General features: G+C 47.3%; 29 protein-coding genes. 11 read left to right on the plus strand and 18 right to left on the minus strand.

What is annotated here, in order from left to right; genetic code table 11:
- From JSU04_00265 to JSU04_00275, 3 genes are all read right to left on the minus strand, one after another.
- Positions 1-784: hypothetical protein (locus JSU04_00265; GenBank protein MBS1968705.1), on the minus strand; the 784-nt coding region annotated here is incomplete at its 3' end.
- Between the two features lie 422 nt (positions 785-1206).
- A complete protein-coding gene (locus JSU04_00270; GenBank protein ID MBS1968706.1) occupies positions 1207-1611 on the minus strand; it encodes a hypothetical protein in 405 nt (134 codons plus the stop codon).
- 153 nt (positions 1612-1764) lie between these two features.
- A complete protein-coding gene (locus JSU04_00275) occupies positions 1765-2421 on the minus strand; it encodes an O-methyltransferase (GenBank protein ID MBS1968707.1) in 657 nt (218 codons plus the stop codon).
- A gap of 171 nt (positions 2422-2592) precedes the next feature.
- On the opposite strand from JSU04_00275, the gene JSU04_00280 reads away from it, so the two are divergent.
- From JSU04_00280 to JSU04_00310, 7 genes are all read left to right on the plus strand, one after another.
- A complete protein-coding gene (locus JSU04_00280) occupies positions 2593-3396 on the plus strand; it encodes a hypothetical protein (GenBank protein ID MBS1968708.1) in 804 nt (267 codons plus the stop codon).
- 12 nt (positions 3397-3408) lie between these two features.
- The gene (locus tag JSU04_00285; protein MBS1968709.1) at positions 3409-4377 is read left to right on the plus strand and encodes a hypothetical protein; all 969 of its coding nucleotides are present in this window, start codon (positions 3409-3411) and stop codon (positions 4375-4377) included.
- Positions 4378-4450: 73 nt separating this feature from the next.
- Positions 4451-5113, plus strand: a complete 663-nt coding sequence (locus JSU04_00290) for an HAD-IA family hydrolase (GenBank protein MBS1968710.1) — start codon at positions 4451-4453, stop codon at positions 5111-5113.
- 67 nt (positions 5114-5180) lie between these two features.
- Entirely contained in the window at positions 5181-6170 is a 990-nt protein-coding gene (locus tag JSU04_00295) for an ABC transporter ATP-binding protein (protein ID MBS1968711.1), read from the plus strand.
- Positions 6167-7135 carry a dipeptide ABC transporter ATP-binding protein gene (locus tag JSU04_00300; GenBank protein MBS1968712.1) on the plus strand — a complete coding sequence of 323 codons (969 nt, stop codon included), beginning with the start codon at positions 6167-6169 and terminating at the stop codon, positions 7133-7135. Before JSU04_00295 ends, JSU04_00300 begins: the two co-directional genes overlap by 4 nt.
- A gap of 99 nt (positions 7136-7234) precedes the next feature.
- Complete coding sequence (locus JSU04_00305) at positions 7235-8050, plus strand: PilZ domain-containing protein (GenBank protein ID MBS1968713.1); 816 nt, start codon at positions 7235-7237, stop codon at positions 8048-8050.
- 118 nt (positions 8051-8168) lie between these two features.
- Entirely contained in the window at positions 8169-8945 is a 777-nt protein-coding gene (locus JSU04_00310) for a hypothetical protein (protein ID MBS1968714.1), read from the plus strand.
- On the opposite strand, the gene JSU04_00315 is transcribed toward JSU04_00310, so the two are convergent.
- On the minus strand, positions 8946-9587 hold the full coding sequence (locus JSU04_00315) for a hypothetical protein (protein ID MBS1968715.1): 642 nt from the start codon (positions 9585-9587) through the stop codon (positions 8946-8948).
- A gap of 191 nt (positions 9588-9778) precedes the next feature.
- On the opposite strand from JSU04_00315, the gene JSU04_00320 reads away from it, so the two are divergent.
- Positions 9779-10843, plus strand: coding sequence for a hypothetical protein (locus JSU04_00320; protein MBS1968716.1), 1065 nt, complete (start codon positions 9779-9781; stop codon positions 10841-10843).
- A gap of 6 nt (positions 10844-10849) precedes the next feature.
- Here JSU04_00320 and JSU04_00325 read toward each other — a convergent pair whose 3' ends face one another.
- Together JSU04_00325 and trxB are read right to left on the minus strand one after the other, a co-directional pair.
- Entirely contained in the window at positions 10850-11347 is a 498-nt protein-coding gene (locus JSU04_00325; protein ID MBS1968717.1) for a response regulator, read from the minus strand.
- Positions 11348-11356: 9 nt separating this feature from the next.
- Positions 11357-12295: a thioredoxin-disulfide reductase gene (gene trxB, locus JSU04_00330; protein ID MBS1968718.1), complete on the minus strand. Its 939-nt coding sequence runs from the start codon at positions 12293-12295 to the stop codon at positions 11357-11359.
- A gap of 275 nt (positions 12296-12570) precedes the next feature.
- Here trxB and JSU04_00335 point away from each other — a divergent pair, with 275 nt between their 5' ends.
- Positions 12571-13272 (plus strand): hypothetical protein, encoded by a 702-nt coding sequence (locus JSU04_00335; protein ID MBS1968719.1) that lies wholly within the window; start codon positions 12571-12573, stop codon positions 13270-13272.
- Here the strand turns inward: JSU04_00335 and dbpA are convergent, their stop codons facing one another.
- Together dbpA and JSU04_00345 are read right to left on the minus strand one after the other, a co-directional pair.
- The gene (gene dbpA / locus JSU04_00340; GenBank protein MBS1968720.1) at positions 13273-14664 is read right to left on the minus strand and encodes an ATP-dependent RNA helicase DbpA; all 1392 of its coding nucleotides are present in this window, start codon (positions 14662-14664) and stop codon (positions 13273-13275) included. It lies immediately after the preceding gene.
- Between the two features lie 8 nt (positions 14665-14672).
- Positions 14673-14960, minus strand: a complete 288-nt coding sequence (locus JSU04_00345; protein ID MBS1968721.1) for a (2Fe-2S)-binding protein — start codon at positions 14958-14960, stop codon at positions 14673-14675.
- 31 nt (positions 14961-14991) lie between these two features.
- Here JSU04_00345 and JSU04_00350 point away from each other — a divergent pair, with 31 nt between their 5' ends.
- The gene (locus JSU04_00350) at positions 14992-15264 is read left to right on the plus strand and encodes a hypothetical protein (GenBank protein ID MBS1968722.1); all 273 of its coding nucleotides are present in this window, start codon (positions 14992-14994) and stop codon (positions 15262-15264) included.
- Here the strand turns inward: JSU04_00350 and JSU04_00355 are convergent.
- The 5 genes from JSU04_00355 to JSU04_00375 are packed head-to-tail and all read right to left on the minus strand — an operon-like array spanning position 15261 to position 18294.
- On the minus strand, positions 15261-16058 hold the full coding sequence (locus JSU04_00355; GenBank protein ID MBS1968723.1) for a sulfite exporter TauE/SafE family protein: 798 nt from the start codon (positions 16056-16058) through the stop codon (positions 15261-15263). The genes JSU04_00350 and JSU04_00355 overlap by 4 nt on opposite strands.
- A gap of 8 nt (positions 16059-16066) precedes the next feature.
- On the minus strand, positions 16067-16492 hold the full coding sequence (locus tag JSU04_00360) for a YeeE/YedE family protein (protein MBS1968724.1): 426 nt from the start codon (positions 16490-16492) through the stop codon (positions 16067-16069).
- 9 nt (positions 16493-16501) lie between these two features.
- Positions 16502-16918: a YeeE/YedE family protein gene (locus JSU04_00365; protein ID MBS1968725.1), complete on the minus strand. Its 417-nt coding sequence runs from the start codon at positions 16916-16918 to the stop codon at positions 16502-16504.
- 9 nt (positions 16919-16927) lie between these two features.
- Positions 16928-17977, minus strand: a complete 1050-nt coding sequence (locus tag JSU04_00370) for an MBL fold metallo-hydrolase (GenBank protein MBS1968726.1) — start codon at positions 17975-17977, stop codon at positions 16928-16930.
- A gap of 14 nt (positions 17978-17991) precedes the next feature.
- On the minus strand, positions 17992-18294 hold the full coding sequence (locus JSU04_00375; protein ID MBS1968727.1) for a winged helix-turn-helix transcriptional regulator: 303 nt from the start codon (positions 18292-18294) through the stop codon (positions 17992-17994).
- A 182-nt stretch (positions 18295-18476) separates the two neighbouring features.
- Here JSU04_00375 and JSU04_00380 point away from each other — a divergent pair, with 182 nt between their 5' ends.
- Positions 18477-18764 (plus strand): hypothetical protein, encoded by a 288-nt coding sequence (locus JSU04_00380; protein MBS1968728.1) that lies wholly within the window; start codon positions 18477-18479, stop codon positions 18762-18764.
- Positions 18765-18783: 19 nt separating this feature from the next.
- Here the strand turns inward: JSU04_00380 and JSU04_00385 are convergent, their stop codons facing one another.
- From JSU04_00385 to JSU04_00405, 5 genes are read right to left on the minus strand one after another with little or no spacing between them, the layout of a single operon-like run.
- Positions 18784-19209, minus strand: coding sequence for a YeeE/YedE family protein (locus tag JSU04_00385; protein ID MBS1968729.1), 426 nt, complete (start codon positions 19207-19209; stop codon positions 18784-18786).
- The gene (locus tag JSU04_00390) at positions 19206-19601 is read right to left on the minus strand and encodes a YeeE/YedE family protein (GenBank protein MBS1968730.1); all 396 of its coding nucleotides are present in this window, start codon (positions 19599-19601) and stop codon (positions 19206-19208) included. Before JSU04_00390 ends, JSU04_00385 begins: the two co-directional genes overlap by 4 nt.
- A gap of 39 nt (positions 19602-19640) precedes the next feature.
- Positions 19641-20345 carry a tRNA (guanine-N7)-methyltransferase gene (locus JSU04_00395; GenBank protein MBS1968731.1) on the minus strand — a complete coding sequence of 235 codons (705 nt, stop codon included), beginning with the start codon at positions 20343-20345 and terminating at the stop codon, positions 19641-19643.
- Positions 20346-20357: 12 nt separating this feature from the next.
- Entirely contained in the window at positions 20358-21368 is a 1011-nt protein-coding gene (locus tag JSU04_00400) for a cation transporter (protein MBS1968732.1), read from the minus strand.
- Between the two features lie 42 nt (positions 21369-21410).
- Positions 21411-22415 carry a diguanylate cyclase gene (locus tag JSU04_00405; GenBank protein MBS1968733.1) on the minus strand — a complete coding sequence of 335 codons (1005 nt, stop codon included), beginning with the start codon at positions 22413-22415 and terminating at the stop codon, positions 21411-21413.
- Between the last annotated feature and the right edge of the window lie 15 nt (positions 22416-22430).

A 22430-nucleotide genomic window follows, 5' to 3' on the forward strand; every position in this document is an offset into this window, starting at 1 on the left:
TCGTAATACCGCCGGCCGCTGCCGCAGACCAAACCATGCCGGTGCCGTTGTAAGTTAATACTTTACCGGTATCGCCTGTCGTCGGCGCAGTCACAGCAACGTTTTGAATCTTCGTCACAGTCACAGCCGGCAAAGTACCGCTGATATCTCCACCCAAAGTCGGAATAGCTTTTAAGTAGGTTGTTGAAGTACCAAGAATGAGTTTCCAGAACTCATCGTACTGAGCTTGTGTCAAAGCGCCATTGGCGTATGTCGTTTTAACAACCGTCGGATCTACTTTCAAAAGATCGCCCGTGCCATAGCCATTGACTTTGTTTGCATTGAAAGCCTGGAATGCCGTAGGCACTGCAGTGATCGCTAAGTCTGGCAATGCTTGCGCGGTCTCCCCTTGCGGAGTGAACGACACTGTCATCAAGCGGCCTTCATCTGAAGTAGGATTGAATGTAGCACATTGCAAGCTACCATCAACGTCGCCGTTGGCGCGCGACTTCGTGTTGTTGAAAAGATCAGAGATAGTTTGAATACCTGTTTGCGGAAAGCTCTGTGAACCAGGAACGATATTCGCATCACCGATTTCAAATGCGTAAGTACCACCTGAGCCGGACATATCGATGTTGCGACGCTCGTAATAGAGAACGCAGTTGTCTTTTGTTTTTACCCACACATCAAAGCGGACAACGCCACTATCAAGTGGTTGATCGCCTTTTAGAATGCGTCCTGTGTAAGTGATGCCAGAGGCAGCGGAAGCGTTTTGGTATGAGAAGCTGATGCCCGCGATGGCCAAAAATACTCCCCAAAAGCGTTGGAAACGCTTTAATGGAGACTTGCCAACCTTGGAGGTAAACGTTCCACAACTGCTCATGAGTTAAAGATCGGTAAATTTTCGTCTTTTATTAAATACTTTGGACCAGAAAGTTCGAAATTCTGTCAAATTCTTGGGTACTTCGAACGCGGACAAACCTGCAACTATCCACATATATCAGATTGAGATTTTTTTCTCTTGTTTAGCCATTTTTGAGCCATTCCCACGGGACTTTCTCATGAATTTTTCTCGAGGAACACGACTCTAAATAAAAATAAGTGAACACGTTGAAGCACTTCGAAGGAGCATTCCCCTGAAGTAGGAACACTATTTAAAAAAAACCACAACTAAGAATAGTTGCGGTTTCAAAGAATAAAACAAGGGATTGTTAAACTTTTCTAGAATTACAGACGGCGCATGTGCTGTTGGCAATGCATTCTTACGATCACTTCAGTGGCCTTTTTTAATTTCAAAGTAGCAACTCTGTAGCCTTCGCTGTCAGTTTGAGAGCTGATAGCCAAAGCGATTTTATCGCCAGCGTATTCGACCAGGCCTTGTTGTTTTTGCGGCTGTTGACGAACGAAGTAGTTCTCTGTGCGAGGACCCGCAAATGTTGAGGTCGAAAGTTGAATGCGAGTCATGCCAGTGATGCCACCATTGATTACTTCCAAGGAGATCGTGTTATCAGGGATTGCAGGAGTTTGGGTGCAAGAAAAAACAGAGTACTCACGGTCCGCGCCGGCGCCTCTGAAAGCAGAAGCACTCACAGCTGTTAAGCTCAAAAGAGCGATGATAATTGCATTTTTCATGGGATGATTTCCTTTTTATAGTTTTGATTTTCTAATCTGACGTCCAACTAAAAGCAATCGCCGTACCAATGTGTATAAGCAATTAACTGCTGCCAAATGTTCCAAAACGCCTGACGATCAGTTTCACTTTGGCTTTCGATTGAAGAAGTTTCACTACGTGAGTTTGATTGCGACAGTCATACCCTCTGAAGTCGGCATAATGACACTGTCATAGAGAGATGGATCAGCAAGTCGCCTATTGAATGCTTGCAAAACAGCTATCTGCTTTTCACTGAACTTCTGGACGGTCATGGACCCCCAAACAGCGCCGCTCAAGAAGACATTGTCGGCAACGATAAGACCGCCGCGACGAACATTCTTCTCGGCCCAAGCAAGGTAGTCCCCATAAGCCGCTTTGTTTCCGTCAATAAAAACTCCATCAAAGGGGCCCTCGGCCACAAGCGCTTCCAAAGTCACACGCGCATCGCCCACGACGACCCTTGCACGGGCCCCTGCAGGATGCATCGCCAATGCTTCTTTTGCTTTCTCGGCATGGGCTTCGGTTTTTTCCAAAGTCCAAAGTTGCCCATCCGCCGGCATACCTTCCAAAATGTACTGCGCAGAAAGACCGGTCAGAGTGCCAATCTCGACAAACTTGCGACAACCTTGCTGGCGAACCATGAACGATAGCAACCGTCCTTCAGAGGGCGATAAGCTAATGCGTCCAAGCCCGAGCTCTTCCGCGGACGTGCGCGACTGAAGCTTGCTGGCAGACTCTGCCGGGATCAGAGACTCGATATAAGTTTGGATTTCAGGAGTTTCAATACGCATGGGCCTTTAAATACACAGGTTTTCGGCCTGTGACAACCAACGCCCCCTTCAAAGCCTTTAGACAGTAAGAATTCCTCAGTTCGATTTTAAGGGACCTTGAGGCTGGTACGGGACTCGCTAGAAACACTGTCGGATTAAACCCCTATTGGAAACCTATTTTAAGGAGTACGTATGAAAACGAAGGCCCTTTCCCTGACTTTAGCTGGCTTGATGTCTATCCAAAGCGTTGGTTTTGCTCAACAAGCAGACCGCACTGCGGGTATAGGCGATCAGGCTATTTCAACAGCTCAAAATAATCTGCAGGCTTTGAACAAAGAAGTTCTTCTTTTGGATCAAGCACTGGCGAACGCTGCTGAGTCTATCACTCTCCGTGACAGCAAAGGTGGCATCACAAACGGCGTGGCCGTTGTGGGTGCTGGTATCGGTCTTGGTCTTTCAGCAATGTCTTACCTTTCTTTCCATAAGGGAGTTGAAGGTTCTGGTATTGGCGGCATGATCCTCGCTGCAGGTTCTATCGGCGCTTCAGCTTTGTCGCTGATCAACGGCGGTGTAAGCCAGCTCCGCAAAACAAAAGTAGAAACAACTCAACTCGAGCAACAATTGATCGAAGCTCAAAAAAATCTTGAAGTTTCTCTAGCACAAAACACCGACAAAGCTTCTACAGCGGCTTTGACTCAAATGGGCCTTGCGATCAAGAACACGCAATCAGCTTTGGCTTCTTACAAAGACCAAGAATCTGAAATGACAACAAACCGCCTTGTTTCTCAAGCGGCTCAGTTGGTTGGTACAGCGATGCTTGCTTACGGCGTGACTCAAAGAAATTCGAATTTGCCAATGTTCGGTTTGATGATCATGAACGTGGGTAACCTCGGTGCGCTTCTTTCTGGCGTTCAAAAATCTGAAGCTCAAGACCTCTTGAAAGAGATCCAGCATACTCGTGACTCTCTCAAAGTGGCTTCTGCGGCTTTACAATAATCAAGGACTCCGATGTCTCTTCGTCTTCGCAGCCTTTTTCTAGCAATTACGTTTAGCCTCGGTGCGGTTTTCCCCGCCGAGGCTAAAACTATTCGCTGCGATGCTCTTTTTCAGCCGACGGTGGGCGACGTCCTTGAACAGGTCAACCGCAACAACGCTGAATTTCTTTTCCAAGGTGAAAGTTTTAGAGAATATACTGAAAGCCTATCTTGGATGCGTAAAAGAAAAATCCGTAAGCTCGTCCGCGAACTTGAAGTTCGCAGCTTCCCCTCTGAAAAGTCTTTGGAGCGTTATACAATAGAACTCGGTGCGAGCCTCTTCGGAACACATACCGGCCTTCTCCAGTGGGCAACGAAATCCTCTGAGCAGCGCTTGGATGATTCAGCAATTCTCCTCATCAAAGAGCAGCTCCTCCAAGAGGGTATGCTCAAGACTTGGGGCAATGTTAATGACCCACAGCAAATCAGCTTCTTAAAACGTACCATGGACCAAATTCAAACATTCCAACGCTCACGTCTCGTTGAAGTGATGCGTATGCCATTCGTACTGCCTTCAATTAAAAACAAAACTCTCTCTGAGGACTTGGTTTCAAAAGTCATCCGTGATGGTTTCAATGCCCATGCCGAAGAGGTCCGCGTCGCTCTCCGAGTTCAAACTAAGATCGACGCTTACAATACTTTCCGTAAAGTCTATGCGCCGGTCTTTTTCGGTGTGATGTTGTTTATCCAAGCTCAGAACGCTTACCAGCAACTGCAGGACGCCATAGAACAACAAGTAAAACACACCATCGAGAACCTGCGCAATCAGCGCAAGCAAATCGAAGAATCCATCCCCAAACTCAAACAGGAAGAATTCGATCGCGCTTATGCCGCTTGTCTCGAAGAGTTTAAGAATAAATGGGGCGAGCCTCCAACTGCTGAAGAGGCCGCCATCCTGCGAGCAAAGGTACAACAGGCTCTCCATATGCCCGTCACCAAATAAACCAAGGCATCCCTACCGACCGCTCCAAAGCACTGTTTGAAAATCCCACGAAGATGCTCTAGAGTGGCTCATGATCTGGCCACTTTTAATTTTCGACTTAGATGGAACTCTGATTGATTCAGCCGAAGATATCTCGACGGCACTCAACAAAACTTTGCTCTACTACGATAAACCAACACTTCCTCACGAAGTCATCGTTGCTCATATCGGTGAAGGTTTGAAAAAGCTTCTCGCGGATTTTTTTCCAGAGCATAAAAACAGCCCGCCGGAAAAGTACAAGCACATCGAAGACCGGTTCCTGCAGACTTACGAAGAAGAAATGTACAACACCACAAAACCGTTCCCGGGTGTGGTTGAGTTTTTGAATAATTATCCAGGTCCCAAAGGAATCGTGACCAACAAAAACGAAGACCCGGCGAAAAAGATCGTACGCCACTTGGGCCTGGATGCGATCCCTTGGGTGGGCGTGTTTGGCGCCGACACCCTGACTGAACGCAAACCGCATCCCCTGCCTTTGCAGGAAATGATGAAGCGTGCGGGTCGTTCTGCCACCACAACCTTCATGATTGGCGACGGCCTTCCTGATGTGAAAGCCGCCCAAGCGGCGGGCGTGGGAGCCATTGCCGTGGAGTTCGGCTATACCAAACTAGAAATTTTGCAAAAATACGATCCTGTGGCGACCCTGCAAGACTATGCTGGGCTCCATAATCTCGTCCTCGAACTGATTAATCGTTGATACAGGGCTTCATGCCCTGTATAAGAAGTGGGCTTTAATCAGGCTAATTAGGTGGAGAAATCAGACAGTGAGCGAAACCCTTTTAGAAGTTAAAAATCTGAAAACGAAGTTCAATACCGACGACGGCAGTTTCTTCGCCGTTGACGACGTGAGCTTTTCCGTTAAAAAAGGTCAAACTCTTGGAATCGTTGGCGAATCCGGTTGCGGCAAATCCGTAACTTCGCTTTCCATTATGAAGCTGATCCAAGCTCCAGGCCGCATTGAAGCCGGCCAAATCGTTTACCGCGGCAAGGATCTTTTGAAGACCAGCGACGATGAAATGCGCAGCATCCGTGGTAATGAGATCGCAATGATTTTCCAGGAGCCTATGACTTCCCTCAATCCGGTTTACACTTGCGGTAACCAGATTGCCGAAGCGATCGCTCTTCACTACCCGAAATTGACAAAAGCTGAGGTGAAAGCCCGTGCGATCGAAATGCTTCGCAAGGTGGGCATCCCGGCTCCAGAAAAACGCTTCGACGAATATCCGCACCAACTTTCGGGCGGTATGCGCCAACGTGTGATGATCGCTATGGCGATTAGCTGTAATCCACAACTGCTTATCGCCGATGAACCGACAACAGCGTTGGACGTGACGATCCAGGCTCAGATCTTGGATCTGATGCGCAATCTGCAAAAGGATTTTGGCGCCGGCATGATCCTCATCACACATGACCTCGGTGTTGTCGCAGAAATGTGCCAAGATGTTGTTGTGATGTACGCGGGTAAAGTTGTTGAGTATGGCACTGTTGAAGACATCTTCTACCGTCCAAAGCATCCGTACACTCGCGGCTTGCTCGATTCTATCCCGCACTTTGAAACGGGCCACAAACTTGAAGAACTCAAAACGATCAAGGGCATGGTTCCAAGCTTGTTGAATCTTCCACAAGGCTGCCGCTTCCAAGAGCGCTGCCCGAATGTTCAAGCGGACTGCCGTCAAACGGAACCAAAGCTTGAAAGCAAAGGCGGAACTCAGTTAGCAGCCTGCTACCATCCTGTTGCGGAGGCGAAAGCATGAGCCAATACCTTCTCGAAGTAGATAATCTGTTTAAAACTTTCCCTATCCACGGTGGCCTTCTCAATCGTGAAATTGCCAGTGTAAAAGCTGTCTCCGGCGTGAGCTTCAAACTGAAAAAAGGCGAAACGCTCGGTCTTGTGGGCGAATCCGGTTGCGGTAAATCCACTCTCGGTCGCTGCTTGATCCGTTTGCTGGATCCAACTTCAGGTACTGTGAAATTCAACGGCAAAGACATCACGACGATCGAAGGTGATGAGCTTCGCGAGATTCGCAAGAAAATGCAGATCATTTTCCAAGATCCTTACGCGAGTTTGAACCCGCGCATGACGATCGGGGCGATCCTCGAAGAGCCTCTCATCATTCACAACCTCTTCCCTGATGATAATGCCCGCAAGGCCCGCGTGTTGGAGCTTGCGAACCTCGTAGGTCTTCGTCCTGAAGCTTTAAATCGCTACCCGCATGAGTTCTCAGGCGGTCAACGTCAGCGTGTGGGTATCGCCCGCGCCTTGGCCGTGAACCCTGAAATCATCGTCTGCGACGAGCCTGTGTCCGCTCTCGATGTGTCTATCCAAGCTCAGGTTTTGAATCTCTTGATGGAACTGCAAAAGAAGCTAGGTTTGACTTACGTTTTCATCGCCCATGACTTGAAAGTCGTTGAGCATGTATCTACTCAAGTGGCAGTGATGTACTTGGGTAAAATCGTTGAGCAGTCCGAGGCCGAAGAGCTTTATAAAAATCCAAAGCACCCTTACACTCGTGCGCTTTTGTCTGCGATTCCAATCCCAGACCCACGCCGCAAGGAAGATCGTATCATCTTGACTGGCGACGTTCCGAGCCCGATCAACCCTCCTGCAGGCTGCCACTTTCACCCTCGCTGCCCTATGGCCATTGAGGACTGTAAGAAGGTGGTTCCGCCTCTCGAGATTAAGCGTCCTGAGCACGTTGCTGCCTGCATTCGTGTCTAAAAGTTTGTCAGTATAAATATATTTTCTTAAGCCTCTAAATAACATGTAAACCCAGACCGATAAGATCAAGGTCTGGGTTTTTTGTTATCCGAGGGGAATATGAAATCAGAAGGCAAAATCTGGGTTATCTTTGATGCTTCTAATGATAAGAAAACGAAACCGATGTCGCTTGTTCAAGCGCAAATGATGATTCTTTCATTCAAGGTTCGTAATCTGCACAACTATCACATTTGGACGCCCGGCTGGTCTGAGTGGCAACCCCTCGCTCAATATCTTTCCAGCGGCCAAAAGTACTTCGTCCAAGCTCAACCGCCAGAGCCACTCCTGCAAAAAGAAAAACAAAAAGCCGCTGCGGCCCGCGCTCCAGAGCAGAAGGCCAAGCCCTCTGAAGATGAAAAATCTAATCCGTTTTATACAAGCGTCGTTCCACCTGAAGATCTTCGTCAGATCGACTATGGATATTACTATAATGAAGTGAATGGCGACGACCTCACTCTGTCGGGTGTTCCTGATAAGCCGACGGTCGAGATCCTTGTCAGCCGTGCAGGCTTGGGCTCTCCGAAGGATCGCCGTATGTCTCCTCGCCACGATTTTAAAATCGAGGCTGTGTTAGTAACCAAGAAGGGTTCCTCCTTCCGCACTTACTCTAAGAATATTTCTCTGACGGGCACTCTGTTAGAGGATGAAATTCCAAAAGACTTTATTCATCGTCAGTTCGAAATGATTTTAGTGAACAAGTTTGAAAAAGACCCGCGCAAGAGCCGCGTGCATCTCACCGGCAAAATCATCGGCGACATTGCAGATCCGCGACGTTTGATTTTCCTCGAGCAGGATGATGAAACCGCGAAAAAGCTGACAAAACTCATCGACGACTATACGACACAGCAGGCTCGCCTGAAAAAAAGCGCCGGTTGATCTCGCGTTCAACCGTGAAAACAATTCCTGTTTATGTAAATGATAATTATTTAATACCATAGTTTAAATCAAGCTGTGGTAGAACCCTTCGCACATTTAAAAACGAAAGGTTCTATCTATGAAGGCTTTTGCTGCCCTCGCTTTGATTTTTATTTCTAGCTATAGCTTCGCTCAAAATTCACTTGAGGGTCACTCCTACGGAGGATGCGTTGTGTATCATCCATTGGGTCACAAGATCACTCGTGGCTCGTGGGTTGGAGACTGCGGAACTGGCTCAGCACAAGGGTATGGTTGGTTTACCTATTACTTCGCTGACAATAGCGCTCACTCTGACTACATGGAATATAAAGATGGAAAACCTGTTAATCCATATGTTTTCAATTCTGATCCAGTAAATGGAAACCGTATTCTAAAGACTCATTCTGACTTTTCGAGAACTGTTGTAAAAGACTGTGGGCAAAAACCTGAGACTGCATGCGCCGCAATCGTAATGAGTGCATATGAAGAACTCGGTGATTGGGGTCGCATTAACCAAAAAATAAAAGGGTCTTATAACGGCCCTCAGACATTCCCTGGTATCAAAAGAAACTTCACTAGCAGCGGTGGAATCACGCCACCTAATGCAAACTTCTTAATTGGTTCTGAAGGCACTAAAGTATCTTGCGATACCAAAACTTTGACTGACATTATTAATGCAGGAAGTAAGCGTTTTAAGATTAATTCAAGTGATCCTTGCGAACAGCAAATTGAAATTGGCAGATCCAATTACAATTATCTCACCACTCTCGAACTTAGCTGCCCTGCAAGCAATGTCAGCTTCAGAATCGCTAGAAACAATTGCCATACAAAAATCAACAATGCTGTGGCCGCTGCTAAAAAAGCCTGCAGTAAGTAATTACCAGCCATAGCCCAAATGAATCGCGAGCCCGCTCAAGTCAAAACTACTTTGACCGGCGAGGCTTGCAGTTTCGACCCGATAAGTGATTTCACCGGTAAGAACATTTCGCTTACCAACGCCTTTTGAAACCGTCCACTCGACACCCATTCCCGCGGCGTAGCCAAAACCTAAAGACGAATCGCTTCGCTTCAAACTTGTCAGTGTCGTCGAATCCAATGTCAGCCAGTTATAACTCACATCACCACCGGCAGAAATATAAAGTGCCAGCCCTGTATCGCGTGCTGGAATCGGAAACAGTGCAAACCCAGTTTCGAACTGCCCCTGATAATAGGTGTAACTCAAAGTAGACGCTGTCGTTCCATCGAGGAATGCTTGGCGGCCCGAAGCTTGTACGGCTCGTGCCTTGGTATAGAGCCTGCCCCAGGGGCGCCCCCAATCACCATAGGCCTCGACACCATAACCGGAGCCACCCTCCGCAAAGGATTTTTCTTTTTCACCGGAGTAATTGATTTGGAAAACCTGGAGTCGCGTTGACTTAAAAGCGGCGGCATTGGCGCTGCTTTCTGCGTGCGCACAGCCCGGGAGTGAGGCAACACTCACAAAAATAAGTCCTGCGATAATCCAAATAACTAGTTTCAAGCTGCGATCCCCGGTTGGATACTTGTAAAGATTTCTTTACCACTTTCGGAGATTACGTCTCAAAGCTTAACAATTGAAGTCTCGTTCTGGATGAAGGTCCGAATTTCTTCTCGACTTGAGACAAAAACTGCTCCCCACGTAAAGATTTTTTAACGAGCACCGATCTATTTAGTTATATAGCGGAGGCACCCATGAAGGGGAACATGCTCACATTCTTAGTGCTACTCGTAACTCTGGTTTGTACCTTTGGTGTTGGCTGCCAACCTAAGAAGATCACCGATGATTCTTCCACAGCTAGTGACCGATACCTCTACATTCAAAGTGGTGGCTGCTACGCTCCGACGGGATTAACTGCCTCAACGGCTTCTAAAACAGTTTCGCGCATAAACCTCACGACAGGTGTAGTGGATAGAACGGTTGCAGATTACACATCAGCGTTGACAGATACTCCGGTGGCGATTGCTCCTTATGATGACGACAACCTTTATGTGCTTGTTGAAAATACCGGCGGCCGCCGCATCGAAATCTTAAATAAGAAGACATCTCTCTCCACTAACTTCTTAATCAACACAACAGCTCTGAGTGGTGTTGTGAGAACCTTGACTCTGGGATCCGACGGAAGCTTCTTAATCAGCAGATCCGCAGCGGTTGAGCGCTTTGCCTCGAATAAAGCTCGCTTGCCAAACTCGACGACGGCATTTTTAAGTGCTCCAGCCGGAACCTGCGCAACGACGACAAATGCGATTACAGCTACGGCATTCACCAGCGCTGGAGACATCCTTTACGCTCACTCTTTTACAGGCGCTTCGACAAACAACCGTATCGGCATGACAACAGGTTCAACATCTGCGGCTTCGACTTGCTATAACGGGGTGGCCGCACCCACGACGGCTTCTTATCCAACAGCGATGATCTATCTTCCAGATTTGAAACATCTCTTGGTGGCTTACTCAAGCTCCACGGCCGCGAACAATCAAGTCTGGCAATACACCGTGGATGAGTCTGCCCACACGATTACTGCGGCAGGTGCTGCGGCTTACACAAATACTGCAGTCATCAACGGCCCGACGGCAATGGCTTATGATAGCACAACGGGATATGTGTATATCGCGAATGGCACCACGGCGTTTGCCAATTCGATTGAGAAGTTCACTTACGATTCAACGGCGAAAACACTGACACGTGTTGGAACCGTGGCCTTCTCTTCACCGACCATCAATCACAACTGTATCAATTCAATGTTTGTAGGAAAGTAATCTAGATTACTCGTTCAATTTCAAAAGAGTGCGCACTGTCTTACGCAGCTTTTCGACGTCGAAAGGCTTGCGGATATAATCATCGGCGCCGATTTCAAAAGCCCTCTTCATGTCATCATCGCTGGCTTTACCAGAGACAAACACGAGTGGAATGCCTTTTAAATCTTTGTTTTCTTTAAGGAGCTGAGCCAATTCAAAACCGTTCACCCAAGGAAGACCGACGTCCATCAAGATCAAATCGATCGGAGTGTCGTCGAGAACTTCTGAAAGTGCGGTGGCATCAGCGGCGAGTTTAGTGACATAGCCCTCAGCCTCAAATATTCGCTTGAGGGCCATGCGCATTGTTTCATCATCTTCAATAACCAAGATCACACGAGGCTCTTCTTTTTTAGCAGCATCTCTGAAGTCTGCTAAAGACACCACAGGTTGACTCGCAATGCGAGCCTTGGTGACTTTTTCGATTTTATTAACGAGGTCTTTCGTGTTGATCTTTTTGTTTGCCATAATCCCAGTCTATCCGTGAGCTTGTGACTCCAACCATCTTTCACAGTCGATGGCTGCCATACATCCGGTTCCTGCTGCAGTAATAGCTTGGCGATAGACGTGATCTTGCACGTCTCCGGCAGCAAAGACACCTTCAATATTTGTATACGTTGAACCGGGTTTGGTCACCAAGTACCCTGTTTCATTCATATCCAATAGACCTTTGAATAGGCCCGTCGTCGGTTTATGTCCGATAGCAATGAAAAGACCTTGCATTGCCAAGTCTTTAGTCGAGCCATTCTCCGTATTTTTCAAGCGAACGCCGGTGACGTTTTTGCCATCACCCAAAACTTCGTCGACAGCTGAGTTCCAAAGAACTTCGATTTTTGGATTGTTGATAGTTCTTTCAGCCATGATTTTTGAAGCGCGGAAATGATCGCGACGATGAATCACGTAAACCTTGTTCGCGAAACGAGTTAGGAATTGCGCTTCTTCCATCGCCGTATCACCACCACCAACAACGCCGACATCCATGTTACGGAAGAAAGCACCATCACAAGTCGCGCACGCAGAAACTCCGCGACTCATGTATTGTTTTTCTGAAGGCAAACCGAGGAACTGCGCACTTGCACCGGTAGAAACGATGATAGATTTTGCCAAGTAAAGTTTTTCACCAACCCAAACCTTGAATGGGCGCTGAGAGAAATCCACTTTCGTTACATTGCGAGTAATGAAGCGAGTGCCGAAGCGCTCTGCTTGTTTTCTCATAACAGCAATCAATTCCGGTCCTGTGATTCCGTGTTCGAAGCCAGGATAGTTTTCTACTTCTGTTGTGATCATCAACTGGCCGCCAGCCTCTTCACCTTCGATCATCAACGGCTCCAAGCGCGCACGCGCACTGTAAATCGCCGAAGTGAGTCCCGCTGGGCCTGATCCGATAATGATTAAATTTTCAACTTTTTGATCCATAGAAGTACCTCATAAAACTGCGTAAATTCCGACGGAAGCCGGAGGGTCCTCAAGCTAACAATTTCACCGAGCAATGACACTATTATTCCGGTCTGAAACGGCGCTTAAACCACTACAATGCACTGCTTCGTTCATAGGGTCTAATTGGTTTTATCTATTTAGGTATAGATAGAAGCTGTCGAATCTGTAGACAAGCCTGTGGAAAATTCCTGTTCCCTCGGATTATCTCACTCCTCTGCTCTAAGAAATGGCTCCGGGTTTGCATTTTAGAGCGCATGAGAAAAATCCAGGCAGCTCTTACTTCACTTCTTCTTTTTGCGGGGCTCTTTGCGTCCGCAGAGGCGCCTAAACAGGCTTTTCCTCAGCTCCTAGCGGCTTTTGAGGCCGAATACGCACAGCAAGTCCGTGTCGACTACCACATTATCCTGGATATCAGCCAGGACAGCGAAAACCCGCTCTATTTCGGCGGCGGCAGCCTTGAAGGACACACCTACAGCATCTCTGTGGGCCGTGATATCTTATCGCTCTCATCAATGACGGTGGATGCGCAGGCATTCCTGCTTTGCCACGAAGTGGGACATCTTATCGGCGGTGAGCCTCGCAAAAACGCGTGGGCTTCGACAGAAGGACAGAGCGACTTCTTCGCGGCGAGCGATTGTCTGCGCCGGATTTTCCCACGCCTTTCTTCACCATCACAGAAACCAGCGCATCCAGTTCTCGCTCAAGCTTGCGCGGAAAAATTCCAAGAAAACACTTCTGCGGCACGCGCATGCGAACGCATCGGCAATGCCGGCGAAAGCCTGATCTTTGCAATTTATGATTTTATGGGTGTGCCACAAATGAAAAAGCCGGATTTCTCAACTCCGGCTCCGGTAAAATCTCCGCAAGAAAAAATGAACTATCCAACTTTACAATGCCGCTTAGACACCGTTCTCGCAGGTGCTCTTCAAGAAGCGCGTCCCGCGTGCTGGTTTTAATTAAGCAAAGTAGCTCTTAAATTTTTTGCCTTTGATTTTTGAGTTTCGCAATTTCTCAAGAGCTTTGTCTGCAACCTGGGTCGTAATTGCAACGAGACTAAAGCGCTCGTGAATTTCAATTTTTCCAATATCAGCAGCGATCAGCGCGCCCGGCTGAGCCGTCAAAGCCCCCAAGATATCCCCAGGGCGCAGCTTATCGAGCTTTCCACCTGCGATTTGGATTGTCTTCGTCGATGTCTTTTGAAATTCAGCCCCTAAACCATGTTGGTTCTCAAAACCCAAGTTTTGACGAATCATTTTTACACCTGTGGCCTTTTCAATTTCAACAATCTTCAGAGCTTCAAAGGCTGTGGCAATAGAAACCGCGGTTCCTTCACGCCCTGCCCGGCCCGTGCGACCGATGCGATGAATGTAAACCTCAGAATTAATCGGCAAATCGACATTCACCACGAGTTCAAGCTTTTCAATATCAAGTCCACGAGCGGCGACATCGGTAGCGACAAGAATTCGCGCACTGCCATTACGGAAAAGTGACGTAGCCCGATCGCGCTCTGGCTGAGTCAGATCCCCGTGCAAAACTTGGCTGCTCACTTTCATCTTCTCGAGCTTCTCGCCGATCTCATCCACGGTGGCTTTTGTACGGCAAAATACGATCGTGCAATTCGAAGGATGGCGCTGCAAAATTCGAATCAAAGTATCAGTCTTTTCAGGATTCTCGGCTTGGTAGACATATTGTTTAATCTGTGGAGATGCCTGTGTCGATTTATCAATCGTCACGCGCACAGCATCTTTCTGATACTTGCGGCTCAGGGCTTCGATCGACTCGGGAAATGTCGCAGAGAAAAAGATCGTTTGTTTCTTCTCAGGCAATTCGTCAATGATGGCCGTCATCTCATCAGCAAAACCTTCATCCAACATGCGATCTGCTTCATCCAAAACCAAAGTTTTTAATTTACCAACTTGAAGCTGATTTTTTCTGAGATGCTCTAACGTACGCCCCGGAGTCCCGACAATCACATGCACGCCGTTATTCAAAGCCTGAGTCTGCGGAGGATAAGGCTGACCGCCAATGAGTGCGACAGTTTGCAATCCTGGAAAGGCTTTTGCAAACTTACGGCATTCTTTCAACACCTGATCACATAGTTCACGCGTGGGACAAAGGATCAATGCCTGAGGTTCACGCGTTTCAATCTGGATTTTCTGCAAGATCGGAATGATAAAAGCCGCCGTCTTACCACTGCCCGTGTGGGACTGACCAATTAGGTCTTTACCTTGAAGCAAAGCCGGAATGCTTCCTGCCTGAATGGGCGTCATTTCAGTGAAACCCATGCCTTCAATCACCTGTAAAAGAGCCGGAGATAAATTAAGAGAGCGAAAATCATTCGTTGGCATAAACTCCTCTACCAATAACCGGCATCGACGGTGACATCGCCTAAAACCTGTGTCTGACAACTGATTCGAAACCCAGCGCGGATGTTGTTCTTTTCTTTGAGAAAGAGCTCCGTCGCGTTGGGTTCTGACAAGTTTTCCATGCCCTCAACAATGCGGATTCCGCATTTCGCACAAACCCCATCGGAATTGCACGACGACGCCACCGGCAATCCCGCATCCAATAGGGAGCGCATCAACACCGCTCCTACTGGAACTTCAATGGGCGGTCGGTTTTTCTTGAAACGAATTGTCGGCATATATTCGCTATACTAATACAAAGGGGGATTTATGAAAAAGCTTTTAATCCTTGCCCTGGTCCTTTCACCGCTTTTCTCTTTAGCTCAAGAATACTCTACAGAAGGTTCCGATAACCCCGCTCGTCTTCAATCCTATCCTCCGGCTTACTCCAATTTCTGTGGCAGCTTCAGCGATCCTGAATGTTGGGGACAACCTATTGGCGGCTTCTGTACAAAGTACTCCGGTGAATATACACAAAACGGCACTTGCTTCCCTAGTGGCTTCAGAGACGGTCTTGGCGAATACAGCTGCAGATGTTTCTAAGAGATCATTCGTACAACTTGATCCGCCAGAATGAATGAGCCGATCAAAAGTACAAAGATGCCAAAAGACTTCTTCAACTGAGCCTCTGAAAAGCTCCCTTGAAAGCGTTTTCCCAAAAACATTCCTGCTATGGCCAACAGGGTGACAGGCAGAAGAATACTCCAGCGCAATCCTTCAATCTCTTCCATGGTTACCAAAAACCCTATCAGGGAATTACCAGCGATAATTAGTAAAGAGGTCCCTATGGCTTCTTGCATTCTGAAACCTAAAACAAAGACAAGTGCCGGTACAATGAGAAAGCCCCCACCGGCACCGATAAACCCGGTTACCAATCCAACAAACAAACCTTGGGACACTAACTGAAAAACATTTAAATCCTGCCCACGCTCCTGAGTTGCTCCAGGCGCCCGAAGCATCTTCAGAGAGGCAATCAGCATCAAGGCTGCGAACAAAATCATCAGAAGAATATCTTTACTCAGCACTACATCATCGAAAAGAAAGATTCTCTGAGGTATTAGGGGAAAAATTATCTTTCGAGCTCCTAAAACTCCGACAATACTCGGCACCGCAAATAACAAGCTTTCTTTAACTCTGACCGTACCGGCCTTGATGAAACTCATCGCACCTGCAAATGCTGTGGATCCGACAACAAAGAGCGAACTGCCCGTGGCCAAAGTGGGAGTTTGCGCAAAAAGATATACTAGGATCGGAACCGTTAATATAGAACCGCCGCCGCCAATCAGGCCAAGCACCATTCCCATAAGAACGCTGCTAACATATCCAAGGAACTCCATAAGAACTCCTATTTTAATCGACCAAGAAATTTCTCAGAAAAATGATAAGCAAACATTCCAATAAGCATCATGGCTACGAAGACAAACGCCGCCGCTTGGCCCGAGGCCATTGAAACAACCGCAGGGCCAGGACAATAACCGCCGAGGCCCCAACCAATACCAAAAATCAAAGAACCTAAAATTAAGTGTCTGCTGATATGCCGACTTTCCGGAACATGAAACTGACTATCCAGCAAAGGTGATTTTCTTCGGCGTACCAACGGATAAAGCAAACTGTGCACGCCCACAGCTCCGACCATGACGAATAAGAGCGATGGATCCCATGCGGTCACATCCAGAAAGCTGATGATCTTCTGAGGCTGTGTCATGCCACCTAAACCCAAACCAAGAGCGAAAATTACACCTACAATAAAAGCAACAATAGATCGACTCATAAGAACCTCTTAGAGAAACCACTTTACTAAAGTTACCGTTAAAAGACCGCCCGCGATAAATGTGACCGTCGCTAAAATGGAACGTATCGAGAAGCGACTAACCCCACAAACTCCATGACCACTTGTACATCCGCTTCCCATGACAGTGCCGAAACCCACAAGAATGCCCGCAACTGCAGTTTGAAAAAGACTGTGGCCGGTCGTATTTGAAAATACTTCTGTATTTGTCATCGCCAAAATAATTCCACCAAGAACTAAGCCGGCGATAAAGGACCATCTCCATCCCGAATCTTTTTGCGGTTTTACCAGAGCGCTATTGATGATGCCGCTAATACCAGTCACCCGGCCATTAAACAGCAGCATCAAAGTCACGGCCCCGCCAATGAGCGCCCCTCCTAAAAGGGGCTTCCAAACTGCATCCATAATGCCTCCTTTTTAAAAACGCACCGTCGGTAGCTTTTGCTCATTCCAAGCGAGCATTCCGCCTTTCATATTCATCGTATTTTTAAAGCCCAATTGCTGACTCAATCGCGTGGCCTCTCCGGAGCGCCCGCCGCTACGGCAGACAAAAACTAGGTCAGCATTTCTATCAATAGTTCCCAAAAAATTTTCTAAATCTTTACCCAGAGTCACGAGTTTTGCCCCCTGGATGTGACCAAGCTCTCCGGTGAACTCTTCGGACCTACGCACATCGATGACTTCTACTTTTTGGAGATGTTCAAGGACCTGCGCCGGCAAAACCTCAGGAATTCCATCGACAATATTTGGCTGCAAATGGTCAGAAGGCTTCAAAATGCCACAACTAAGATTTGCAGGAACCGCCTCATGAATCTTTTTTGGCTGAGCTAGCTTTAATTCCGACATAATTTGCACGAACTGCTCTTTAGTTTTTCCACCGCCAATACGCGGATTGTATTTCTTCTCCATTTCAATACTCGAGGTCGTTTGCCCTCTGTAATCATGTCCTGGATAAACCACCGTATCATCAGGCAAAGCAAAAAGTTTTCCGGTGATACTGTCATAGAGTTTGGCAGAAGATCCCTGCTGAAAATCAGTACGGCCAGTACCGCGAATAAGAAGGGCATCTCCTGTAAAGATTTTTCCATCAATGTAGTAGCTCATGCAGCTATCAGTATGGCCGGGAGTTTCAAGAGCTTTTAAGGTATAACGTCCAAAATGCAACTCCTGCCCGTCAGTGATTTTTATATCGACACAATCTACATGGGCCTTCTCAGAAACAACGGACTGGGCTCCGGTGCGTTTGCGAATTTCCCCGGCTCCGGTAATATGATCTGCATGAATATGAGTGTCTAAGACGTACTTGAGACGGTATCCATACTCTTGAACGAGAGTAAGATCTCGCTCAACTTTCTCGAGCACGGGATCAATGAGCACGGCCTCTTTCGTTTCTGGATCTGCTAATAAATAGGTATAAGTACCTGTTTCACTTTCGTAGAGTTGATGAAAGGTCATTGGTTTAGACATATCTTTCCCCTTTACTATTCACAAAAAATTTTACTTAAAGAATTAATAACTTTCGCTACTCGATCATCTTCAATTCGGTAGGTCACAAACTTGCCATCCTTTTGTGACGAGATCAGACCTTCTGCTTTCATTTTTGCTAAGAACTGCGAAGTCAGTGATTGCGACATTCCACAAAGCTCTTGCAAGTCACCGACCGTTTTCGGCGAGTCGGCAATTTGACATAACAATATAAGGCGTTGGGGATGCGAAAGGTATTTTAGCAACCCGGCTACTTCATCACATTTCTCGGTAAGGATCTGATTTTTGTCTTTCTTCATATTATTATATTATAATTTATTAATATAATAAGCAAGGGAATTCGTACAAGACATAAATAGATGTGCAATTTCAATATGTTAGATACCAAGACAAGCCGGCCTCTTCTACGATTTTTCTTATTTTTAGGATTTAAATGGCTCGGGACGCGAGCTTAAACTAGGGCTATAAAAACGGAGGGCTTATGAAAGCTATCATCACTATTATTATTTCTCTCTCTGGATATTCTGTGTTCGCGGCTCCCCCTGCCGGGGACATCACTCCCGAGCAGCGCAAGCAAATGGCCGAAATGCATACCAAGGCAGCGGAATGCCTGAACTCGAATAAGCCAATGCAAGAGTGCCGGGATGAAATGAGAAAGAGTATGCCTCACATGGGAATGGGCAAAGGCATGGGAGAACAATGGGGTTGTCCAATGATGGGCAGTGCCGATCAGCCACAAACTGATACAAAAACAAAAACTAAGAAGTAGTGTCGCTTAAAAGTTAGTCTCACTTTTCATGCGGGAAAAGTTTGGCGAAGCCATAGTAGACAGTCATTCCCAGTAGCATCATCGCAACAAAGATGAAAGCTGATGATTGACCGGAAGCCAATGACACAATCGCGGGGCCTGGACAAAATCCCCCGATCGCCCAGCCGACACCAAAAATAAAGGCCCCGGCGACAAGCGCCGCGGTCACAGACTTGTTTTCAGGAATATAGAACTTATCGTCCAATACAGGTTTGTTGCGTTTTATAATGAGTGGGTAAAACAAAGCATGAATGCCGACGGCGCCGATCATGACAAAAATCAAAGACGGATCCCACGCATCCATGTCCAAAAAGCCGATCACCTTTTGCGGCTGGGTCATTCCGGAGATCCCAAGGCCCAGCGCAAATAACAATCCAACAACAAATGCTGCTAGGACGTTTTTCATAACACCACGCTCGCGACAAACATGCCTGCCGCTATAAAAACGACCGTTGCTACCAAAGAACGAGTGGACCACCTACTAACACCACAAACTCCATGCCCACTTGTACAACCACTACCAAGCAAAGTTCCGAAGCCGACTAAAAAACCGGCCAAACCCACTTGCCACAAACTACGATCACTGTGGTTTACAAAAAAGAAAGGATTCAAAAGATATAAAACAATGCCACCGGCTAAGAGCCCCGCCAGGAAGGCCAATCGCCAGGATTTACCGGCGACTTTGCGAGACAAAAGCCCGTCGATAATGCCGCTAATACCCGTCACGCGGCCGTTCAGCCACAACATTAGCGTCACTGCCGATCCGATAAGTACTCCGCCAAACAATGCATTAACCATGGGTGAATTTAGGCATGTTCCTGCCAAAAAGAATAGCGATTATTCTTTGAGTAAACGAATGTAATTAATTTCAATGCCCTGCTTAACAAAGATCTTTTCAAAACCAGTCATAAAGTTCTGAGCTTTGTATTCTGAATCCGTCGCATGCAAATTCAAGGTCTCATAAACGACTTTGTACTTGCTCTGTTTGATTTCTTCGAGCGCCCATAAGAAATATACGCGTGAATCTGTTTTGAACTCGATGAAAGAGCCCGGTCTTTGCATCTTGTAAAGCCAATCCAAAATACGCACATTGACCACGCGGTTTTTCGGTTTTTTCGGGCTTGTCCAAGGATCTGGGAAATGAATAAAGACGTTATTGATTTCGCCTTCAGTAAATAACTCGTCGATATTAAAAGCATGATAGCGGGCAATCGCCGCATTCTTCGCGCCGCCAACGACAGCACGGCGGATCGATTGAATCAAAGGCTTGTATTTGAGTTCCAGCCCTACAACCAAACGATGCGGGTTTTTGTGGCTGTAATGTGCAAAGTGGTGACCAGCGCCTGTTCCAATCTCAAGGTCCATCGGTATGCTCTCATCAGCTTTAAACACGTCACTGCGCCACTTGCCTTTGTTCAAAGGCGCGCGCTCTTCGTTAAAAGCAATATGGGAGTACTCTCCGTCCAAAGCCGTTGTATAGGCATTTGGAACGGGCAAAGTGCGAGTGAGATTGATTTTAGGACGATGGAAAGTTTCAGACATAATGAACAGGCCTTATTTGATATTCGGACTACCTGTTAATGACTCCACTGTAAATGGATTTCTGCTCTCAAATGGGGTTTGGCGGATGGGGCAGGCTTCGACCGTGCACATTTTGCAGTAGGCCCGTTTACACGGATCCAGGTGGAAGGCGATCTCACCATCAAAGGCATAATCGCGCACCACTTCGGCTTCAAAATCATCACAAACATTATGCGCTTGAGAGATATTCCAGTACTCCGGAATCACCAAATGGGCATCGACGTGATGAAAGCGGCCCGAGCGAATGGTACGCAATTGATGGATGTCAATAATTCCCGAGTTACGGTTTTTCTCGAGTGCCACCGCCAGATCTTTCAACACCTCTAGATCCACTTCATCAACAAGGTTTCCACCGGATTTGCGCGCGATTTTATATCCTTCATAAGCCAGATTCAAACCGACTAGGATCGCGATCGCCGCATCCAACCACTGCCATCCTGTCGCAATCAAAAGCGCTAACCCCGCCAGAACACCGACCGTCGTCCACACATCGGAAATGACATGCGCGCCGCTAGCTTTCAAAGCATCGGATTGTTCTTTTTCACCCGTCCGTTTGAGATAAATTCCAAGCACGAGATTAAAAATCGCAGCAAGACCCATAATCAAGAAACCCGATTCCAGATGACGGGCCTCGGAGCCAAAAAACAAAGTCTGCAATGACTCACGAATGATCATCAAAGCTGCGAAGAAAATCAAACCACCCTCAAAGGCCGCCGAGAAATACTCGAGCTTGCCATGACCATATGGGTGATCTTCATCGGCTGGGCGTGCGGCAATACGCACAACAATCAAAGCAACTAAAGACGCCACGACATTCACCGTGCTCTCAAGTGCGTCTGACAAAACCGCCGCTGAATTCGTGTAATAGTAAGCGCCCACTTTCATTCCGAAAATGAAAACGCTCGCTATAAACGAAATCCAGGCCGCTTTGTTTCGGGCACGGTCACTAGTCAGGCCACTTTGAGAATTGGACGTGAATGTCATAAGAGCTTTGTCTTAAATTCAAAGCCCTCAGTCAATGAAGATTTATCCGCCGGATGCCTTTTTACGAGGCATGGTTGGCTTCGGACGAAGCTCCCGCACTTTGTCGGTCTCAGGAGTGTAAAAACGTGTTTGGTTACGGCCTGCGTGCTTGGCTTCATAAAGCGCATGGTCAGCACGACGAACAAGCTCTCGTGCCGTAATGTTTTCCCCAGGAACTGTAATCGCGAAGCCCAAAGACAGTGTCAGCTGAATTTTGTCGTCACCGCTGGCAAAGGTTCTGCCTTCGACAGCTTTACGCAAGCGTTCACAGAAAAGCATCGCCCCTCTGTGGTCGACTTCCATCAAAACAACCAAAAATTCGTCGCCACCGTAGCGCGCCGGAATATCGATATTTCGAGTGTTGATTTTAATAATCTTGCCCACTTCGGAAAGAACATAACTTCCAAACAAGTGGTCATGGCCGTCATTGACGGTTTTAAAATAGTCCATGTCCATCATGACAACGCACACGTCACGGCCGAAACGCTTGCCGCGCTCCAACTCGAAATCAAGGCGTTGATACAACGAACGCATGTTGTAGAGACCGGTCAGATCGTCAGTATCAACGAGTTCTTTAAGGCGTTCATTGGCAAAAAGCAGTTGCGAGTGAAGATCGCGGATACGGAAATGTGTACGGATCCGCGCCAAGAGCTCGAGCGGCACAAACGGTTTGATGATGTAATCATCGGAACCTGAATCCAGGGCCTCGATGATTGATTCTGTGCTCGAATTTCCAGAGATAAAAATACAAGATACGTGAGGGTGTTGCGACCTCACCGTTTGCAAAATTTGAAGACCCGACATCCCCGGGATCATCCAATCCAGAATGATAATATTCGGGACCCACGTTTCCATGAGCTTCAAAGCTTCTTGTCCCGAAGCGACGCCGCGGGCATCGTAATGTTCCCAACGCAATGGCTCGAGAATGATTTCCCGGCTGTCGGTATCATCATCAATAACAAGAATTTTTCGCTCTCTAGGATCCTTCGTTGCGCTCTCACGTACCATATACGTCCATTTTAG

This window comes from Bdellovibrionales bacterium (assembly GCA_018266295.1).
Taxonomy (GTDB): domain Bacteria; phylum Bdellovibrionota; class Bdellovibrionia; order Bdellovibrionales; family Bdellovibrionaceae; genus JACMRP01.

What these genes read in the sequence shown, in the direction of transcription:
- JSU04_00350 (MBS1968722.1), top strand. Translation starts at nt 14,992, where the DNA reads ATGAAAAAGCTTTTAATCCTTGCCCTGGTCCTTTCACCGCTTTTCTCT.
- JSU04_00305 (MBS1968713.1), top strand. Translation starts at nt 7,235, where the DNA reads ATGAAATCAGAAGGCAAAATCTGGGTTATCTTTGATGCTTCTAATGAT.
- JSU04_00375 (MBS1968727.1), bottom strand. Translation starts at nt 18,294, where the DNA reads ATGAAGAAAGACAAAAATCAGATCCTTACCGAGAAATGTGATGAAGTA.
- JSU04_00405 (MBS1968733.1), bottom strand. Translation starts at nt 22,415, where the DNA reads ATGGTACGTGAGAGCGCAACGAAGGATCCTAGAGAGCGAAAAATTCTT.
- JSU04_00390 (MBS1968730.1), bottom strand. Translation starts at nt 19,601, where the DNA reads ATGGTTAATGCATTGTTTGGCGGAGTACTTATCGGATCGGCAGTGACG.
- JSU04_00360 (MBS1968724.1), bottom strand. Translation starts at nt 16,492, where the DNA reads ATGAGTCGATCTATTGTTGCTTTTATTGTAGGTGTAATTTTCGCTCTT.
- JSU04_00325 (MBS1968717.1), bottom strand. Translation starts at nt 11,347, where the DNA reads ATGGCAAACAAAAAGATCAACACGAAAGACCTCGTTAATAAAATCGAA.
- JSU04_00380 (MBS1968728.1), top strand. Translation starts at nt 18,477, where the DNA reads ATGAAAGCTATCATCACTATTATTATTTCTCTCTCTGGATATTCTGTG.
- JSU04_00385 (MBS1968729.1), bottom strand. Translation starts at nt 19,209, where the DNA reads ATGAAAAACGTCCTAGCAGCATTTGTTGTTGGATTGTTATTTGCGCTG.
- JSU04_00270 (MBS1968706.1), bottom strand. Translation starts at nt 1,611, where the DNA reads ATGAAAAATGCAATTATCATCGCTCTTTTGAGCTTAACAGCTGTGAGT.
- JSU04_00370 (MBS1968726.1), bottom strand. Translation starts at nt 17,977, where the DNA reads ATGTCTAAACCAATGACCTTTCATCAACTCTACGAAAGTGAAACAGGT.
- JSU04_00395 (MBS1968731.1), bottom strand. Translation starts at nt 20,345, where the DNA reads ATGTCTGAAACTTTCCATCGTCCTAAAATCAATCTCACTCGCACTTTG.
- JSU04_00285 (MBS1968709.1), top strand. Translation starts at nt 3,409, where the DNA reads ATGTCTCTTCGTCTTCGCAGCCTTTTTCTAGCAATTACGTTTAGCCTC.
- JSU04_00335 (MBS1968719.1), top strand. Translation starts at nt 12,571, where the DNA reads ATGAGAAAAATCCAGGCAGCTCTTACTTCACTTCTTCTTTTTGCGGGG.
- dbpA (MBS1968720.1), bottom strand. Translation starts at nt 14,664, where the DNA reads ATGCCAACGAATGATTTTCGCTCTCTTAATTTATCTCCGGCTCTTTTA.
- JSU04_00400 (MBS1968732.1), bottom strand. Translation starts at nt 21,368, where the DNA reads ATGACATTCACGTCCAATTCTCAAAGTGGCCTGACTAGTGACCGTGCC.
- JSU04_00310 (MBS1968714.1), top strand. Translation starts at nt 8,169, where the DNA reads ATGAAGGCTTTTGCTGCCCTCGCTTTGATTTTTATTTCTAGCTATAGC.
- JSU04_00320 (MBS1968716.1), top strand. Translation starts at nt 9,779, where the DNA reads ATGAAGGGGAACATGCTCACATTCTTAGTGCTACTCGTAACTCTGGTT.
- JSU04_00280 (MBS1968708.1), top strand. Translation starts at nt 2,593, where the DNA reads ATGAAAACGAAGGCCCTTTCCCTGACTTTAGCTGGCTTGATGTCTATC.
- trxB (MBS1968718.1), bottom strand. Translation starts at nt 12,295, where the DNA reads ATGGATCAAAAAGTTGAAAATTTAATCATTATCGGATCAGGCCCAGCG.
- JSU04_00275 (MBS1968707.1), bottom strand. Translation starts at nt 2,421, where the DNA reads ATGCGTATTGAAACTCCTGAAATCCAAACTTATATCGAGTCTCTGATC.
- JSU04_00355 (MBS1968723.1), bottom strand. Translation starts at nt 16,058, where the DNA reads ATGGAGTTCCTTGGATATGTTAGCAGCGTTCTTATGGGAATGGTGCTT.
- JSU04_00345 (MBS1968721.1), bottom strand. Translation starts at nt 14,960, where the DNA reads ATGCCGACAATTCGTTTCAAGAAAAACCGACCGCCCATTGAAGTTCCA.
- JSU04_00300 (MBS1968712.1), top strand. Translation starts at nt 6,167, where the DNA reads ATGAGCCAATACCTTCTCGAAGTAGATAATCTGTTTAAAACTTTCCCT.